The following is a 15,319-nucleotide window of genomic DNA, read 5'->3' on the forward strand; positions in this document are numbered from 1 at the left end:
CGAGGTGAGGAAACCAAGTCAAGCTTCTGGTTTCGGCTGGTATTTCGGCCGTCACGGCACAGCTTTCGTCCCGCCTTACTTTGGGTGACCCAGAGAGTCTGTTGAAATAAAAATTCTCCGCGTTAGTGTTTGGCCACCAGCCGCTGGAAGGGAACCGGCGGCGCGCTCAAAGGGGTCAGATATCGGCTCCGGGGCGTCAACACGTAAAGGCGCGCCGACGGCTGCGCCAACAGGGAGAACTTCATGCTGAAAAACATGCTGAAGGCGACGGTGTTCGCCACCACCATGACGCTGGCCGCCGGCACGTTCTACACGCAGGCTTTCGCCGAGACCGTCTACAACCGTGGCACCGCCGCCGAATCGGAGTCCGTCGATCCGCACAAGACCTCGACGGTCTACGAAGCCAATGTCTTGCGCGACCTGTTCCAGGGCCTGGTCATGCAGGATGAGAAAGCCAACCTCATTCCAGGTGCCGCCGAGAGCTGGACAGTATCGGATGATGGCACCGTCTATACGTTCAAGCTGCGCAAGGACGGCGTGTGGTCGGATGGCAGCCCGGTGACGGCAGAAGACTTCGTCTACGCATTCCACCGACTGGAAGATCCGGCGACCGGTGCCGAATACGCCTCCATGCTCTATCCCGTGAAGAACGCCGAGGAAGTCAACACCAAGAAGGGCAAGCCGGAGGATATGGGCGTCAAGGCGATTGACGCAAATACTCTCGAAGTCACGCTGAAGGCACCGACGCCTTACTTCCTGGAGATGCTGACCCACCAGGCGACCTATCCGGTCAACAAGGCCTCCATCGAAAAGCTTGGCGCCGACTGGATCAAGCCCGGCAAACTGGTCTCCAACGGCGCCTATACGCTCGCCGAGTGGGTCCCCAACGACCACATGAAACTGGTCAAGAATCCGAAATTCTGGGACGCCGCGAGCGTCAAGTTCGACGTGGTCAACTACATTCCGACCGAAGATCGCTCATCGGCGATGAAGCGCTTCGAGGCCGGCGAACTCGACAGCTATGACGATCTCCCGACGGAACAGCTCGCCGACCTCAAGACCAAGTTCGGCGATCAGATCCACGTCGGACCGTATCTCGGCACCTACTATTATGCGATCAAGACCGACAAGGCCCCTTGGGATAATGTCGAGCTGCGCAATGCCATCTCAATGGCGATCGATCGCGACTTCCTGGCCGAAAAAGTCTGGCAGAATTCGATGCTGCCCGGCTATTCGATGGTGCCTCCCGGCATCGAAGGCTACACGCCGGCACTGGCCAAATATGCCGACATGCCGCAGATCGACCGCGAGGACGCAGCCAAGAAGATCCTCGAGAAACTCGGCTATACGCCCGAGCATCCTTTGAAGATGGAGATCCGCTACAACACCTCGGAAAACCACAAGAACACCGCCGTGGCCATCCAGGAACAGTTGAAGCCGCTCGGCGTCGACGTCACCTTGCTCAACACCGACACCAAGACCCACTATTCCTTCCTCGAGCAGAAGGGCGACTATGACGTGGCGCGTGCCGCCTGGATCGCCGACTACAAGGATCCCGAGACCTTCCTCGGCATCTCCCGCAAGGCCAGCGGCAACAACTATTCGGACTACAACAGCCCGAAATACGAAGCGGCCATGGACAAGGCTGCCGCCGCCGGCGGCAAGCCCGAAGAGCGCATGAAGGAGCTCGCCGAGGCCGAGCGCATTCTCGTCGACGATGTCGGCCAGATCCCGCTTCTCTACTACAGCTACCACGATATCGTTTCCTCGAAGCTGCATGGCTTCGTCGACAATGTGATGGACGTGCATCCGTCGCGCTTCGTCAGCAAGGACTGATCCCTGGCCAAGCCGCCGCGCACTGAGTGCGCGGCGGCGCTGGTTTGCCATCGCATCGGCCCGGGAAGCGGAATCGATTTTCGGAAAGTTCGGTGCGAAGATTTGAAGGCTAGAGCGCAATCGTCCAGCTGGACGCGCGCTGCTCTGGATCAAGCGGGGCACCGATGCTGCGATATGTATTAAGGCGGCTTCTGACCGCCATTCCGACGCTGTTCGTCATCGTGACCATGGCGTTTTTCCTGATGCGCGTCGCGCCAGGCGGCCCATTCAACCAGGAGCGGGGGCTGAGTCCCGAGATCAGGGCCAATCTCGAAGCCCAGTTCGGGCTCAACGACCCGCTCTGGCTGCAATTCGTTCACTATCTCGGCAATCTGCTGCGCGGCAATTTCGGTCCGAGCTACAACATGCCGGATTTCACCGTCACCGAACTGTTCGCCAAGGGCCTGCCCATTTCGGTCCAGCTCGGCGCCTCGGCACTCGTCCTTGCACTTCTGCTCGGTTCCGTGCTCGGCACCATAGCCGCGCTCAACCAGAACAAGCTGGGCGACTATACGGTGATTGCGCTGGCGACCGCCGGCAGCACCATCCCCACCTTCGTGATCGCGCCGGTGATCCAGCTCCTGTTCGGGCTGACCTGGAAACTGTTGCCGATCGGTGGCTGGGGTGATGGCGCCTTCATCAACAAGGTCGGTCCGGTGCTGACGCTTGCCTTGCCGCAGATCGCCATCGTCGCCCGGCTGATGCGTGGCTCGATGATCGAATCCTTGCGATCCCACCATATCCGCACGGCACGCGCACTCGGCCTCTCCGACTGGTCGGTGGTGGTCAAGCACGCGTTGCGCGGCGCCATCCTGCCGATCGTCTCCTTCACCGGCCCGGCGGCGGCGGCACTGCTGACCGGCTCGGTCATCGTCGAGACCATCTTCTCCATACCTGGCGTCGGCCGCTATTTCGTCGATGCCGCGCTCAACCGCGACTACACGCTGGTGATGGGAACGGTGGTGGTGATCGCCATCTTCACCATCGTCTTCAACCTGATCGTCGACGTCATGTACGCGGTCGTCGACCCGAGGGTGCGCTATGACTGACATTGCAGCCACAGCTCCCGCCGTCGTCGGCCGCTCGCTCTGGGGTGATGCCTGGGCGCGCCTCAAGGCCAACCGCGCCGCCATGTTCAGCCTCTATTACCTCGCCCTGATCGGTATCGTCAGCGTGTTCGGGCCATGGTTCGTGCCGCATCAATACACGACCATCTATGCAGATTATGTGCGCATGCCGCCAAGCTTTTCGGCATACCCAAAACCCGACATGATCGAGACGGCGCTCACCGAAGCGATCAAGCGCATGCGGGTCGACATCAAGGAGTGGCGGCAGGAAGGCAATCAGGTCTTCGTCACCGTCAAGTCGACCAAACCGATCGACGACCGCAACATACGCTATCTCGACCGTTCCGACGCCTTCGACGACACCAAGATCGAGAGCAAGTCGCCCGACGGCCTCGAAGTGACGATGAGCGCTTCGGTCAAGCAGCAGTATTTTCTGTTCGGCACCGACAACACCGGCCGTGATCTGCTCTCGCGCACGTTGATGGCCGGGCGCATCTCACTGGCCATCGGCCTGCTTGCCGGCGTCGTGGCGGTGGTCATCGGCGTGGTCTATGGCGCCGCCGCCGGCTTTTCTGGAGGCAAGATCGACGAGGTGATGATGCGCATCGTCGACGTGCTCTATTCCTTGCCCTTCATCTTCTTCGTCATCATGTTGGTGGTGTTCTTCGGCCGCAACTTCGTGCTGATGTTCCTGGCCGTCGGCGCCGTGCTGTGGCTCGACATGGCGCGCATCGTGCGCGGCCAGGCGCTGTCGATCCGCCGCCAGGAATATGTCCAGGCGGCGGAAGCCATGGGTGTCGGCCAGCGCGGCATCCTGCTGCGCCACGTCATTCCCAACCTGCTCGGCCCGGTGGTGATCTACATGACGCTGCTGGTGCCGCAGGTCATCATCCTCGAGAGTTTCCTGTCGTTCCTCGGGCTGGGCGTGCAGGAGCCGATGACCAGCTGGGGTGTGCTGATCTCGGTCGGCGCCAAGAACATCGGCACCGCCAACTGGCTGCTGCTGTTCCCCGCCTTCTTCCTCGTCTCGACGCTGTTCGCCCTGAATTTCGTTGGCGACGGCCTGCGCGACGCGCTCGACCCGAGAGATCGATAAAGATGGGAATCGCTAAGATGGCTGCTTCCGAAACGATCCTCAGCGTCAAGGACCTGCGCGTCCGCTTCCGCACGCTCGACGGCGCAGTCGAGGCGGTGAAAGGCATCAACATCCACGTCAACGCGGGCGAGACCGTCGCCGTCGTCGGCGAATCCGGGTCCGGCAAGAGCCAGACCATGATGGCGGCGATGAGCCTGCTGGCATCGAATGGTGAAGCCACCGGCAGTGTCGACTATCGCGGCCGCAACCTCCTGACATTGAGCAAATCCGACTTGAACAAGGTCCGTGGCGCCAAGATCAGCATGATCTTCCAGGAGCCGATGACCTCGCTCGATCCGCTCTATTCGATCGGCAACCAGTTGATCGAACCGATCCGCCGGCATCAAGGCTTGAATGCCGCCGCGGCGCACGAAGAGGCGCTCAAGCTGCTGCGCCTCGTGCATATCCCCGATCCCGAGCGGCGGATGAAATCCTATCCGCACGAAATGTCGGGCGGCCAGCGGCAGCGCGTCATGATCGCCATGGCGCTCGCCAACGACCCCGACATATTGATCGCCGACGAGCCGACGACGGCGCTCGACGTCACCATCCAGGCGCAGATTCTGATGCTGTTGGCCGAACTGCAACGCAAGCTCGGCATGGCGATCGTGTTCATTACCCACGATCTCGGCATTGTCCGGCGTTTCGCCGACCGCGTCTATGTCATGCGCCAGGGCGAGGTTGTCGAAGAGGGAGAGGCGGAATCCATCTTCGTCAACCCGCAGCACGCCTATACGAAAATGCTGCTGGCGGCCGAGCCGACCGGCAGCAAGGCGCCACCGCCTGCCAATGCCCCTGTTCTGCTCGAAGGCAAGAATGTCGAAGTGACATTCAGGATCGGCGGCGGGTTTCTCGCTGGCGAGCCGCTGGTGCTGCGCGCCGTCGACCACATTTCGATCAGGCTGCAACGCAACCAGACCATCGGCATTGTCGGTGAATCCGGCTCGGGCAAATCGACGCTCGGCCGCGCTTTGTTGCGGCTGTTGCCGAGTGACGGGCTCATTCGTTTTGGTGATCGCGACATTTCCCAGGCCGACCGACAGGCGATGAGGCCGCTGCGGCGCCAGATGCAGCTCGTCTTCCAGGACCCGTTCGGCTCGCTGTCGCCGCGCATGACCGTCGGCCAGGTCATTACCGAAGGGCTTTTGGTGCATGAGCCGAACCTTTCGGGCAAGCAGCGCGATCAACGCGCGGTCGAGGCCTTGAACGAAGTCGGCCTCGATCCCAACGCACGCAACCGCTACCCGCACGAATTTTCCGGCGGGCAACGGCAGCGCATCGCCATTGCACGGGCCATGATCCTGAAGCCCAAGCTGGTGGTGCTGGATGAGCCGACCTCCGCGCTCGACCGCTCGGTGCAGAAACAGATCGTCGAATTGCTGCGCAAGCTGCAGGCCGACCACGAACTGTCCTACCTGTTCATCAGCCACGATCTGTCGGTCGTGCGCGCCATGGCCGACTACATCATCGTCATGAAGCAAGGCAAGATCGTCGAGGAGGGGCCGACCGAAGCGATTTTCAGCAACCCGCAGCACGCCTACACACAGACGCTGATGGCCGCTGCGATCGACGTCACGCGTTTTCGCCTGAGCGCCTGAGCGCCTCTATCGGGTTGAGATGAGGCTCATTGCGACAGCGACGTGCATCTGCGCGCTCTTGTGCTGGCAATAGCCTCTTCCTGCTGTTTCAGCCGCTCGATCCTGGCCGTTTCACGGTCGGTGACCGCGCCCTTCACGCGCGAGCCGCCTAGCAGCCAGCGCGGTACGTTGGTGCTCGCGACCTTGCCGCGGGTGATCGCGGTTTGCGAAATGTTACGGGCGATGTCTCCCAGCGCGCTGTTGAGCTCGGTGCAGCTCATGCTGTCGTATTTGGCCGGATCAACGGTTCTGCCGATCGATGAACAGCCGGCGACGAGAAACAGCGCGATCACAAGAGCCGGTAGCGAGGCTGCCGTTGAATTCAAATTCATGTCCACACTCCGGCATCGCCGTTTCACTGGCTCTATCATATGCATCGACCTACCTAGAGCCGACGGCCACCTTCGTCAAAGTTTCCGATCGCTCCGGAACCCATGAGACGAGCCCATGGTCGCATCAACTGACGCCGGGTTTCCTGCCCAGCGGGAACGCTCTCGATCATTCGTAGTTAGTGTCCGTCGAGTGCTTCAAATCAACCACTGGCAAACGGAGAGAGCCCGTCTCAGCTGACGCCGGGGCGGGCTTTTCCTTTGCTGGTCTGCGACTTGGAGAAGGTCGTTCAGTGGTCCGCCGCGGTCTGCTGGTCCACGAGGCCCGACTCCCAGGAGCCGGGCCGGCGGTCGGCGATCAGTAACCGTCGTTTTCGATCACCACGGGGTGGTGGCGGTGGTAACGATGAGTGGAAACGGAGCCTGTCACGACGACGGTGTCTCGGCGATGATGCCGGCTTACGACGACGGTGTCTTGACGATGATGCCGGCGCCCATGGTCATAGAACGCAATTGCGCCGTGGCGGCGGTGGTGCAAGCGCTGGCCGTCCTCGTTGATGATCTTGACGTTGTTGTGGTGTCGATGGTGGGTTCTGATGACCACATCGGCTTCGGCGGCCGAAGCCATGGCCGGCAATCCCATGGAAAGCGCCAACGCGCACATGACCATTGTTTTCATTGCAGTTTCTCCATTTCTCAATTTGCCCTTCGTCTGGATAACTGCCTCTGGTCACTTTGGTTCCGGTCCTCCCATGGCCAGCCAGAACACTTTTCGCAAGTCGAAGAACGCGCGATCGCACCGCCTAGGGCTGGGCAGGGGCTGCCTCTCGCTTGTGGTATTTGCAAAGAACGATGCGTCTAGACGCATCGTTCTCGCTCACATCAGGCAGCACAACGATCTGCCCCCAAAAATCGCAATATCTGGCTACTGCATCCGGCAGTTCTTTGCTGCTCATGCCAGAGATAGCAGCGACATCGCCTTCGCTACAGTTGGTCTTTCCAGAGAGCTGCGCTGCCGCCGCCACTATTTTGCATGAACGCTCGTCGTCCGCCTGGGAGGGCGCGCAGGTGCAGGCAAGCGCAACTGCTGTTGTGAGAACCAATTTATGCATGATGCTCCGGGCGTGGCCGGCATTCCTGTTACCGCCGTCGGCATAAGCATGCGCCGCAGCTAATACAAAGGCAAATCACCAGGCCATCTCTTGATCTCGCCAACCCGTGGAACATTAGGCCTGCCTAACGGTTCTATTCCTCACAGGCGACATCATGGCTTGATGTCCGCTGAAGATCAGCCGGCAAAGGCTGGTCGGGCTCGCATTCTCCGCCGGAGGCGCGGGCTTTCTCAAGGCAACAGGAGATAGATCATGAACAATATCATTTGGCTTGTTGGCGCGGTGGTCATCGTGATAGCGATATTGAGCTTTTTCGGACTCCGATAAGCGCGACGCGAACTCTGACCCGAAGCGACACCACGAAAGCGCCGCGGGCTGTCGGCCGAAGATGGACACGGTGGCAGGAAGATCACTGCTGCTGTGGCAATGCGTAGCGTTCTCAAGCTCGTCGGCAACGGATATGTGCGTCACAAGACAACGGCTAGGTCTGTGTCACCGGGAAAGTCATCTCACGATTGTTTCAGGTCGGGGCGCCAAAGTCGGGATGCGCTAACACATTGTTTTTTCTGGTCGGAGTGGCAGGATTTGAACCTGCGACCCCCTCGTCCCGAACGAGGTGCGCTACCAGGCTGCGCTACACTCCGTGACCAGACCGCGGGCTTATAGCCGCCGTACTTCGTTCCTGCAAGCGGCAATGGCAGCACTTCTGTCGCATTTCATCAGCTTTCGCCGCGCGCCTTGCCGGCGGCCGGATTTTCTTTAGGGATAAACACGACTTAAAGGCTTGTGTGGTAACCACCATTCCGACAAACCGTGTTCCAGCCGCTTGGAGTTTTCAGTCTTGACCCCCAGGATCGTTGGCGAGGCCCGACCCAACAGCTTCGAGTTTGAAACCTCGGCGCTGATCAAACAGTCCGGGTTCCGCGAATATGATGCGCGCTGGTGGTTCGGCCATCCGGGCTCGGAGATACCACCCGAACTCAACCTGATCGGCGTCCAGGCGCTCGGCATGGGGCTCGGCACGCTGATCCGCCGCCTTGGCGTTGGGCCGGATATCGTCACCGGACATGACTTCCGTTCCTATTCGCTGTCGATCAAGCTGGCGCTGGTGTCCGGGCTGATGGCGGTCGGCGCGCGAGTTAGGGATATCGGCCTGGCGCTGTCGCCGATGGCCTACTTCGCCCAGTTCGCGCTGGATACGCCGTCAGTCGCCATGGTCACCGCCTCGCACAACGAGAATGGCTGGACCGGCGTCAAGATGGGCGCGGCGCGGCCGCTGACCTTTGGTCCGGAAGAGATGAGCGCCTTGAAGGCGATCGTGCTTGCCGGCGACTTCGATCTGGCCGGCGGCGGTTCCTATGATTTCGTCCGCGATTTTCGCGCTACCTATCTCGACGACCTGACCCGGGAAAAGCGCATCACGCGAAAGCTGAAAGTGGTCGCCGCTTGCGGCAACGGCACCGCCGGCGCCTTTGCCCCGGAAGCGCTGCAGCGCATCGGTTGCGAGGTGATCCCGCTCGATGTCGAGCTCGACCATACCTTTCCGCGCTACAATCCCAACCCCGAGGACATGCGGATGCTGCATGCCATCAGGGACAAGGTGCTGGAAACCGGGGCCGATGTCGGGCTCGGCTTCGACGGCGATGGCGACCGTTGCGGCGTTGTCGACAATGAAGGCAACGAAATCTTCGCCGACAAGGTCGGTGTCATGCTCGCGCGCGATATTTCGCTGCTGCATCCCGGCTCGACCTTCGTCGTCGACGTCAAGTCGACCGGCCTGTTCAACACCGACGCAGTGCTGCGCGCCAACGGCGCCGTCACCGACTACTGGAAGACCGGCCACTCCTACATCAAGCGCCGCGTCGCCGAGCTTGGCGCCGTCGCCGGTTTCGAAAAGTCAGGCCATTTCTTCTTCAACCCGCCGATCGGGCGCGGCTATGACGACGGTCTGGTCACCGCCATCGCCATCTGCCAGATGCTGGATCGCAGTCCCGGCAGCTCGATGGCCGATCTCTACCGGGCGCTGCCGCTGACTTTCGGCACGCCAACGATGTCGCCGCATTGTGCCGACGATGTGAAGTATGGTGTGGTCGAGCGGGTGGTCGCCGATTTTCAGGCGATGAAGCGGGACGGCGCAAGCTTCGCCGGCCAGAAGATCATCGATCTGATCACCGTCAATGGCGTGCGCGTCGTCGCCGAGGACGGCACCTGGGGGCTGGTGCGCGCCTCGTCGAACAAGCCGGAGCTTGTCGTCGTCGTCGAAAGCCCGGTGTCGTCGGAGCGCCGCCGGCAGATGTTTGACGCCGTCGATGCGGTCCTGCGCCGCAGTCCCGAAGTCGGCACCTACAACCAGACGTTCTAGAGCATCCCGAAAAACGGTTTCGGAAAAGATCATGCTTGAACAATAGATAGGACCCCATCCCAATTCCATCGGGATGGCGCAGGCTCTCGCTTCAGCGGTCGCCCGCCGAAGCTGTTTGTTTCAGGGCGCTCCAGTTGAACGCTCGCGCCCAGTCGGCAAAACCGTGCCAGCGGACCTCAGGAAAATCCCTGCGCAAGCCGGCGATATCGACATCGTAGCCGACGCGGTCGAACCATTCGAACATCAGTGCCGCATCCTCGCTTTGCTGGCGGGCCACGGCGATCGGGATTTCCTGATAGCCAATCGGGCGGCCGATGGCCTCGGACAGGATTTTCGCCTGCTCTTCGCCGGACACTTCGTCCCCGGCGAAATCGAAGCGCTTGCCGAACACCTGTTCTCGCCGCTCGGCCAAGGCGGCGACGAAGCCGCCAATGTCTGCAAGGGAGACCAGCTGGAGGACGCGCTTGGGAGGCATAGCGAAGGCAAGGGTGCCCTGGCTGAGCGCGCCGATCGACCATGGCGCGACGATATTCTCCATGAACGCGACGGGCGCGCTGATTGTGTAGGGGATGCCCAGCCCGACGACATGTTTCTCGACGAGATATTTGCTTTCGAAATGCGGGATGCCGGTCATCTTGTCGGCATCGGCAACGGATGAATAGATCAGATGTCCGACGCCGGCAGCCTTCGCCGCATCGGCGGCGATGATGCCCTGGCGGGTTTCCTCCTGCAGGCCGGCTTCATAGCTGTTGCCCATGAGGAACATGGTGTCGACGCCTTTTGCGGCCGTCACGACGGAGCCTGCGTCAGCGAGATCGCCGGCCACGAGATCGGCGCCCGCTGATGCCAGTTGCCGTGCCGCCTCGCTGTCCGGTTTGCGCGTCAAAGCCTTGACGCGGTGTCCCCTCGACAACAGCGCGCGCGCAACTGCGCCGCCCTGCTGGCCCGTAGCGCCGGTCACCAGAATGCTTCGTTTGCTGGTCATGGGTGTCTGCTCCTTGTTTCTCTGCAGCAAAGTTAGGAGCTTTTATATTGATGCATAATTGACTATAATCGGAAAACGTCGTCCCAATGTTGGATACAATGATCGACCTCAATGATATCGTCGTGTTTGCTCGCGTCGTCGAAGCCGGCAGCTTCACCGCAGCCGCGCGCCTGCTCGCCATGCCCAAGACGACGGTCAGCCGCCGCATCGCGGTGCTCGAGCGCGAGGTCGGCGTCCGGCTGCTGCAGCGCACGACACGTAGCCTCAGCATGACGGCTGCCGGGCGCCTCTACTATGAGCAGAGCAGCCAGGGGCTGCGGGCCATCGAGGAAGCTAATCTGCGCCTCGCGGAGGCGAGGGCGGAGCCGTCGGGCACAATACGCATTTCTGCCCCGGTTGGCTTTGGCGGTCATTTCCTTATCCGCGCCGTGGTCGACTTTCTGGCACTGTATCCAAAAACCAATGTCGAGCTGCGTCTCACAGACGACAGGCTCAACCTGGTCGAAGAGGGCATAGACCTCGCTTTTCGCACCGGGATCCTTCAGGATTCGACCCTGATCGCCCGCAAGCTCGGCTCCACGCACAGGCTGCTCTGCGCCAGCCCGGACTATCTCGCTCGGCACGGCATGCCGGAAAGCCCCGCGGACCTGACAAACCACCAATGCGCCATCGCGGGCCCTTCGGCCTCATTGGCTCATTGGGTGCTGGACGGGCCGCACGGCGAGGAAACGGTCATGGTGGCCGGGCGCTTTGCCGCCAATGAAATGCAGGCGGTCGTTGCTGCCGCGCTCGCCGGCTTCGGCATCGCGCAAGTGCCGCAGGCGATCGCCGAAGGGCTGATCAATGACGGGCGGCTGCGGCGCGTTCTTGGGGACTACAGGACACCGGCCGGCGGCCTGCATGTGCTCTATCCGAGCAGCCGCCACCTTTCGCCCCTCGTCCGGGCATTCATCGAGCTTGCATCCGAGCGCATTTCCAATGGGATTAACACCGCTTAAGGCTTGTGTGATAGCAACCGGCCATTACCTTCTGAGCGTGAGACGTGAATGACCGAGCGGATCGTTAGTTTTGTCATGAGCGGCGGCATCGGCTCGCGGCTGTGGCCGCTGTCGCGTGAGGACAATCCTAAGCAGTTCCACGATCTGTCGGGTGACGGCTCGATGCTGGCCAAGACCTTGCGCCGGCTGACGGCGAGGCCGGAAGGCGAAACCCCGATCTTCCTGATCGCCTCGGAACGCCATGCCGAACGCGTCCGTGCCGATCTCGCCGGCCTCGATCTCGCCGGCGGCGGGCCGCTGTTCGAGCCGGCCGGCCGCAACACCGCCGCCGCCGTCGCGCTGGCGACGCTGCGCACGCTGTCCGAGTTCGGCGACAGCCTGGTGCTGGTGGTGCCGTCCGACCATGAGATATCAACCCCGCACCAATTCTGGCAGAGTGTCGAAGCCGGCACCGAGGCGTCGCGCGCCGGCCGGCTGGTGGTGTTCGGCGTCAAGCCGACACAGCCCGAGACCGGCTATGGCTACATCGAAGTCGCAGCCGAAAGCGGCGGGACCTTCGACGTGTCGCGTTTCGTCGAAAAGCCGGACCTTGCGACTGCGCAGAACTATCTCCAGGCCGGAAATTTCTATTGGAACACCGGCATCTTCCTGTTTCGCGCCGGCGCCATGCGCGACGCCTTCGCGGCGTTCCAGCCTGATATCTGGCAGGCCACCGAGGCGGCCTACAAGGCGGCAACATCGGATCTGTCCGGCCTCTACATGCCGCTGGAACTCTACGCCGCCATCCCGTCGAATTCGATCGACTACGCCATCATGGAACGGGCAAAAGACATCGCCATGGTGCCGGCTGGCTTCCGCTGGAACGATCTCGGCTCCTGGCAGTCGCTGCTCGATGTCGGCCCTGCTGACGACCAGGGCAATGTTGTCATCGGCGATGTCGTCGCCATCGACTGCGAGAACTCCTACATCCGCGGCGAGGGCCGCCTGCTGTCGGCGATCGGCATGAAAGATGTCGCCATCGTCTCGACGTCAGACGCCACCTTCGTCGCCCCGGTCAGCCACAGCCAGCACGTCAAGAAGATCGTCGAGCAGCTCGAAAAATCGGGCCGGCTGGAAACCCGGTTCACGCCGGCGCATGACCGCGTCATCGAAAGTGGTGCCTGGCGGCGGCGCGTGCATCACTGGCTGTTTCAGGAGACCTTGCCGCTATGGTCGACATCAGGCGTCGACGAGCGCCATGGCGGGTTTCACGAAGCGCTCGGCCTCGATGCCTCGCCGCTGATGAAGCCCAAGCGCATGCGCACCATGGCAAGGCAGGTCTATGCCTTCGCCGTCGCCAAGGCGCGCGGCTGGGACGGTCCGGCCGACCGGCTGATCGGCCACGGCATCGACTTCATGGCCGGGAAGGGCCGCACCGACAAAGGTGGCTGGGTGCGCACGCTGAATGTCGACGGCAGCGTCGCCGATGCCACCGAGGATGCCTACGATCATTCCTGTGTGCTGCTGGCGTTGGCGCATGCGCATATGTCGGGCAATCCCGACGCCTTGCGGCTCGGCGAGGAGACCTTCGCCTTTCTCGATGCGCATCTCGAGGACAGCCGTATGACCGGCTTCCTCGAGACGTCGGACGGGGAGGGCGAGCGGCGCTCCAACCCGCATATGCATCTGCTCGAAGCCTTCATAGCCTGGCACCAGGCGACCGGCGAGCGTGCCCATCTGCGCCGCGCGGCGCGCATCATCGACCTGTTCCGCAGCCATTTCTTCGACGCCGAAAGCTGGACTCTGGGCGAGTATTTCGATGCCGAGTGGAAACCGTCCGCCGGGGAGAAAGGCTCCTGGACCGAGCCCGGCCATCACTTCGAATGGGCCTCGCTGCTGGTCGATTTCGCCGGGCGCAGCGGCCAGGCCGAGCTGAGCGGCTTTGCCAGGAAACTTTATGCCTCGGCCATCGCCAATGGCCTCAACCGCGCCACCGGCCTTGCCTATGGCGCCGTCTCACGCCAAGGCCTCCCGCTCGACCTTGTCTCACGCAGCTGGCCGCAGGCCGAAGCGGTCAAGGCAGCGATTGCGCTGGATGGTTCAGGCGGGCCGGATCTCAAGCCGGAGATCGAGGCACGCGTCGGCAGGCTGTTCCGCTGGCACATCGACCCGGCGCCGCTCGGCCTGTGGATCGACCGCATCGACGAACGTGGCCGCTCGTTGGCCACCGATGTGCCGGCCAGCATTTTCTATCATCTGGTCTGCGCGTTGACGCAGTATCTGGACAGCACGGCTGAGAAGGGCGGCTGAGGGCGGGCTCAGTAGGGACTGGCCACATCCCCGGTCTCGACATAAATCGACTTCAGCTGCGAATAGAGCGCCAGCGCCGCCAGCGAATTCTCGCGTCCGATGCCGGACTGCTTGAAGCCGCCGAACGGAATCTCGACCGGCGTCAGATTGTAGGCGTTGATCCAGCAGGTGCCGGCCTGCAACTCGGCGATGACGCGATGGGCACGCGGCAGGTCGCGCGTGAAGACGCCCGCCGCAAGGCCGAACTCTGTGTCGTTGGCGCGGTCGATCACCTCGTCCTCGCTGTCGAATTTCAGCACGCTCATCACCGGCCCGAAAATCTCTTCGCGCGCGATGCGCATCGTGTCGGTGACGCCGGTGAAGACCGTCGGCTCGACGAAGAAACCGCCGTCAAAGCCCTGCAGCGAGGGCACGTTGCCCCCGCAGGCGAGAACAGCACCATCCTGCTTGCCGACCTCGATATAGCCGACCACCTTCTCGTGCTGCGCCTTGGAGACCAGAGGCCCCATCTGGGTTTCGGGGTCGAGCGGGTCGCCGATGCGGATCTTCTTCGTCCGCTCGATCAAACGATCGACGAAGCGGTCGTGGATGCCGCTCTGCACGAAGACCCGCGTGCCGTTGGAGCAGATCTGGCCGGTCGAATAGAAATTGCCGAGCATGGCGCCGCCAATGGCATTTTCGAGATCTGCATCGTCGAAGACGATCAGCGGCGACTTGCCGCCAAGCTCCATCGTCGCGTGCTTCATCTTCGAACCGGCAAGCGACAGCACCTTGCGCCCGGTCGGCACCGAGCCCGTCACCGAAACCTTGGCGACGACATCGTGGCCGACGAGCCCGGCGCCGACATCGCCGTAGCCCTGCACGACGTTGAACAGCCCATCGGGCAGGCCGGCTTCGCTGTAGATTTCGGCCAGCGCCAGCGCCGAAAGCGGCGTGTTTTCCGAGGGCTTGAACACCATTGCGTTGCCCATGGCGAGGGCAGGCGCTGATTTCCAGCCGGCGATCTGGATCGGATAGTTCCAGGCGCCGATGCCGACACAGACGCCGAGCGCTTCGCGCCGGGTGTAGGCGAAGGGCCCGCCGAGGTCGATGGACTCGCCATTATAGGCGGCGACCGCGCCGCCGAAATATTCCAGGCAATCCGCGGCGGACGGCGCGTCCGCCACCAGCGTTTCCTGGATCGCCTTGCCGGTGTCGAGCGTCTCGATGCGGGCGAGATCGGCGTTGCGGGCGCGCAAGATGTCGGCGGCACGGCGCAGGATGCGTCCGCGCTCGACCGGCTTCAGCCGTGCCCAGGCAGGCTGCGCGGCACGTGCGGCCTCGACGGCGAGCTCCAGCACGTTCGGCGTCGCCGAACGCAGCGTGGCGATGGTCTCGCCGGTTGCCGGATAGATGACCGGCAGCGGCGCGCCTTGCTCATCGTCGATGTAGCGTCCGTTGACATAGTGCGATGCCGTGGGCTGGGCGCGCATGGGAGGTCTCCAAATCGTCTTCGCCCAGGCGGGCGGCTCAATCTATCGGACGGCTCAA

Annotated in this window: 12 protein-coding genes and 1 tRNA gene; 8 read left to right on the forward strand and 5 right to left on the reverse strand. The window is 62.3% G+C overall.

What is annotated here, in order from left to right; translation table 11 throughout:
• Positions 1–243: 243 nt before the first annotated feature.
• From AC1D10_RS23085 to AC1D10_RS23100, 4 genes are all read left to right on the forward strand, one after another.
• Positions 244–1,836: a peptide ABC transporter substrate-binding protein gene (locus AC1D10_RS23085; protein WP_477275928.1), complete on the forward strand. Its 1,593-nt coding sequence runs from the start codon at positions 244–246 to the stop codon at positions 1,834–1,836.
• A gap of 164 nt (positions 1,837–2,000) precedes the next feature.
• Positions 2,001–2,924 (forward strand): ABC transporter permease subunit, encoded by a 924-nt coding sequence (locus AC1D10_RS23090; protein WP_056580795.1) that lies wholly within the window; start codon positions 2,001–2,003, stop codon positions 2,922–2,924.
• Positions 2,917–4,038: an ABC transporter permease gene (locus AC1D10_RS23095; protein ID WP_477275930.1), complete on the forward strand. Its 1,122-nt coding sequence runs from the start codon at positions 2,917–2,919 to the stop codon at positions 4,036–4,038. The genes AC1D10_RS23090 and AC1D10_RS23095 overlap by 8 nt, the downstream gene beginning before the upstream one ends.
• Before the next feature lie 17 nt (positions 4,039–4,055).
• Positions 4,056–5,675 (forward strand): ABC transporter ATP-binding protein, encoded by a 1,620-nt coding sequence (locus tag AC1D10_RS23100; RefSeq protein ID WP_477275932.1) that lies wholly within the window; start codon positions 4,056–4,058, stop codon positions 5,673–5,675.
• Between the two features lie 26 nt (positions 5,676–5,701).
• On the opposite strand, the gene AC1D10_RS23105 is transcribed toward AC1D10_RS23100, so the two are convergent.
• Together AC1D10_RS23105 and AC1D10_RS23110 are read right to left on the reverse strand one after the other, a co-directional pair.
• The gene (locus tag AC1D10_RS23105; protein ID WP_477275934.1) at positions 5,702–6,046 is read right to left on the reverse strand and encodes a hypothetical protein; all 345 of its coding nucleotides are present in this window, start codon (positions 6,044–6,046) and stop codon (positions 5,702–5,704) included.
• Between the two features lie 355 nt (positions 6,047–6,401).
• A complete protein-coding gene (locus AC1D10_RS23110; RefSeq protein WP_477275936.1) occupies positions 6,402–6,722 on the reverse strand; it encodes a hypothetical protein in 321 nt (106 codons plus the stop codon).
• Here AC1D10_RS23110 and AC1D10_RS23115 point away from each other — a divergent pair.
• The gene (locus AC1D10_RS23115) at positions 6,706–7,080 is read left to right on the forward strand and encodes a hypothetical protein (RefSeq protein WP_477275938.1); all 375 of its coding nucleotides are present in this window, start codon (positions 6,706–6,708) and stop codon (positions 7,078–7,080) included. The genes AC1D10_RS23110 and AC1D10_RS23115 overlap by 17 nt on opposite strands.
• Positions 7,081–7,722: 642 nt before the next feature.
• Here the strand turns inward: AC1D10_RS23115 and AC1D10_RS23120 are convergent.
• Positions 7,723–7,799: transfer RNA gene (locus tag AC1D10_RS23120), tRNA-Pro, on the reverse strand.
• 197 nt (positions 7,800–7,996) lie between these two features.
• Between AC1D10_RS23120 and AC1D10_RS23125 the strand changes: the two genes are divergently transcribed.
• Positions 7,997–9,517, forward strand: a complete 1,521-nt coding sequence (locus AC1D10_RS23125; protein WP_477275940.1) for a phosphomannomutase/phosphoglucomutase — start codon at positions 7,997–7,999, stop codon at positions 9,515–9,517.
• 91 nt (positions 9,518–9,608) lie between these two features.
• Here AC1D10_RS23125 and AC1D10_RS23130 read toward each other — a convergent pair whose 3' ends face one another.
• Positions 9,609–10,502: an NmrA/HSCARG family protein gene (locus AC1D10_RS23130; RefSeq protein WP_477275942.1), complete on the reverse strand. Its 894-nt coding sequence runs from the start codon at positions 10,500–10,502 to the stop codon at positions 9,609–9,611.
• A 98-nt stretch (positions 10,503–10,600) separates the two neighbouring features.
• On the opposite strand from AC1D10_RS23130, the gene AC1D10_RS23135 reads away from it, so the two are divergent.
• Both AC1D10_RS23135 and AC1D10_RS23140 read left to right on the forward strand, forming a co-directional pair.
• Entirely contained in the window at positions 10,601–11,500 is a 900-nt protein-coding gene (locus AC1D10_RS23135; RefSeq protein WP_477275944.1) for a LysR family transcriptional regulator, read from the forward strand.
• A gap of 48 nt (positions 11,501–11,548) precedes the next feature.
• Complete coding sequence (locus AC1D10_RS23140) at positions 11,549–13,789, forward strand: mannose-1-phosphate guanylyltransferase/mannose-6-phosphate isomerase (protein ID WP_477275946.1); 2,241 nt, start codon at positions 11,549–11,551, stop codon at positions 13,787–13,789.
• A gap of 8 nt (positions 13,790–13,797) precedes the next feature.
• Here AC1D10_RS23140 and betB read toward each other — a convergent pair whose 3' ends face one another.
• Positions 13,798–15,261, reverse strand: a complete 1,464-nt coding sequence (gene betB, locus AC1D10_RS23145) for a betaine-aldehyde dehydrogenase (protein WP_477275948.1) — start codon at positions 15,259–15,261, stop codon at positions 13,798–13,800.
• Between the last annotated feature and the right edge of the window lie 58 nt (positions 15,262–15,319).

Source organism: Mesorhizobium sp. P2_A8 (assembly GCF_056404935.1).

Coding starts and splice junctions, on each gene's coding strand:
- AC1D10_RS23085 (WP_477275928.1), top strand. CDS start 244: ATGCTGAAAAACATGCTGAAGGCGACGGTGTTCGCCACCACCATGACG.
- AC1D10_RS23090 (WP_056580795.1), top strand. CDS start 2,001: ATGCTGCGATATGTATTAAGGCGGCTTCTGACCGCCATTCCGACGCTG.
- AC1D10_RS23095 (WP_477275930.1), top strand. CDS start 2,917: ATGACTGACATTGCAGCCACAGCTCCCGCCGTCGTCGGCCGCTCGCTC.
- AC1D10_RS23100 (WP_477275932.1), top strand. CDS start 4,056: ATGGCTGCTTCCGAAACGATCCTCAGCGTCAAGGACCTGCGCGTCCGC.
- AC1D10_RS23105 (WP_477275934.1), bottom strand. CDS start 6,046: ATGAATTTGAATTCAACGGCAGCCTCGCTACCGGCTCTTGTGATCGCG.
- AC1D10_RS23115 (WP_477275938.1), top strand. CDS start 6,706: ATGACCATTGTTTTCATTGCAGTTTCTCCATTTCTCAATTTGCCCTTC.
- AC1D10_RS23110 (WP_477275936.1), bottom strand. CDS start 6,722: ATGAAAACAATGGTCATGTGCGCGTTGGCGCTTTCCATGGGATTGCCG.
- AC1D10_RS23130 (WP_477275942.1), bottom strand. CDS start 10,502: ATGACCAGCAAACGAAGCATTCTGGTGACCGGCGCTACGGGCCAGCAG.
- AC1D10_RS23135 (WP_477275944.1), top strand. CDS start 10,601: ATGATCGACCTCAATGATATCGTCGTGTTTGCTCGCGTCGTCGAAGCC.
- AC1D10_RS23140 (WP_477275946.1), top strand. CDS start 11,549: ATGACCGAGCGGATCGTTAGTTTTGTCATGAGCGGCGGCATCGGCTCG.
- betB (WP_477275948.1), bottom strand. CDS start 15,261: ATGCGCGCCCAGCCCACGGCATCGCACTATGTCAACGGACGCTACATC.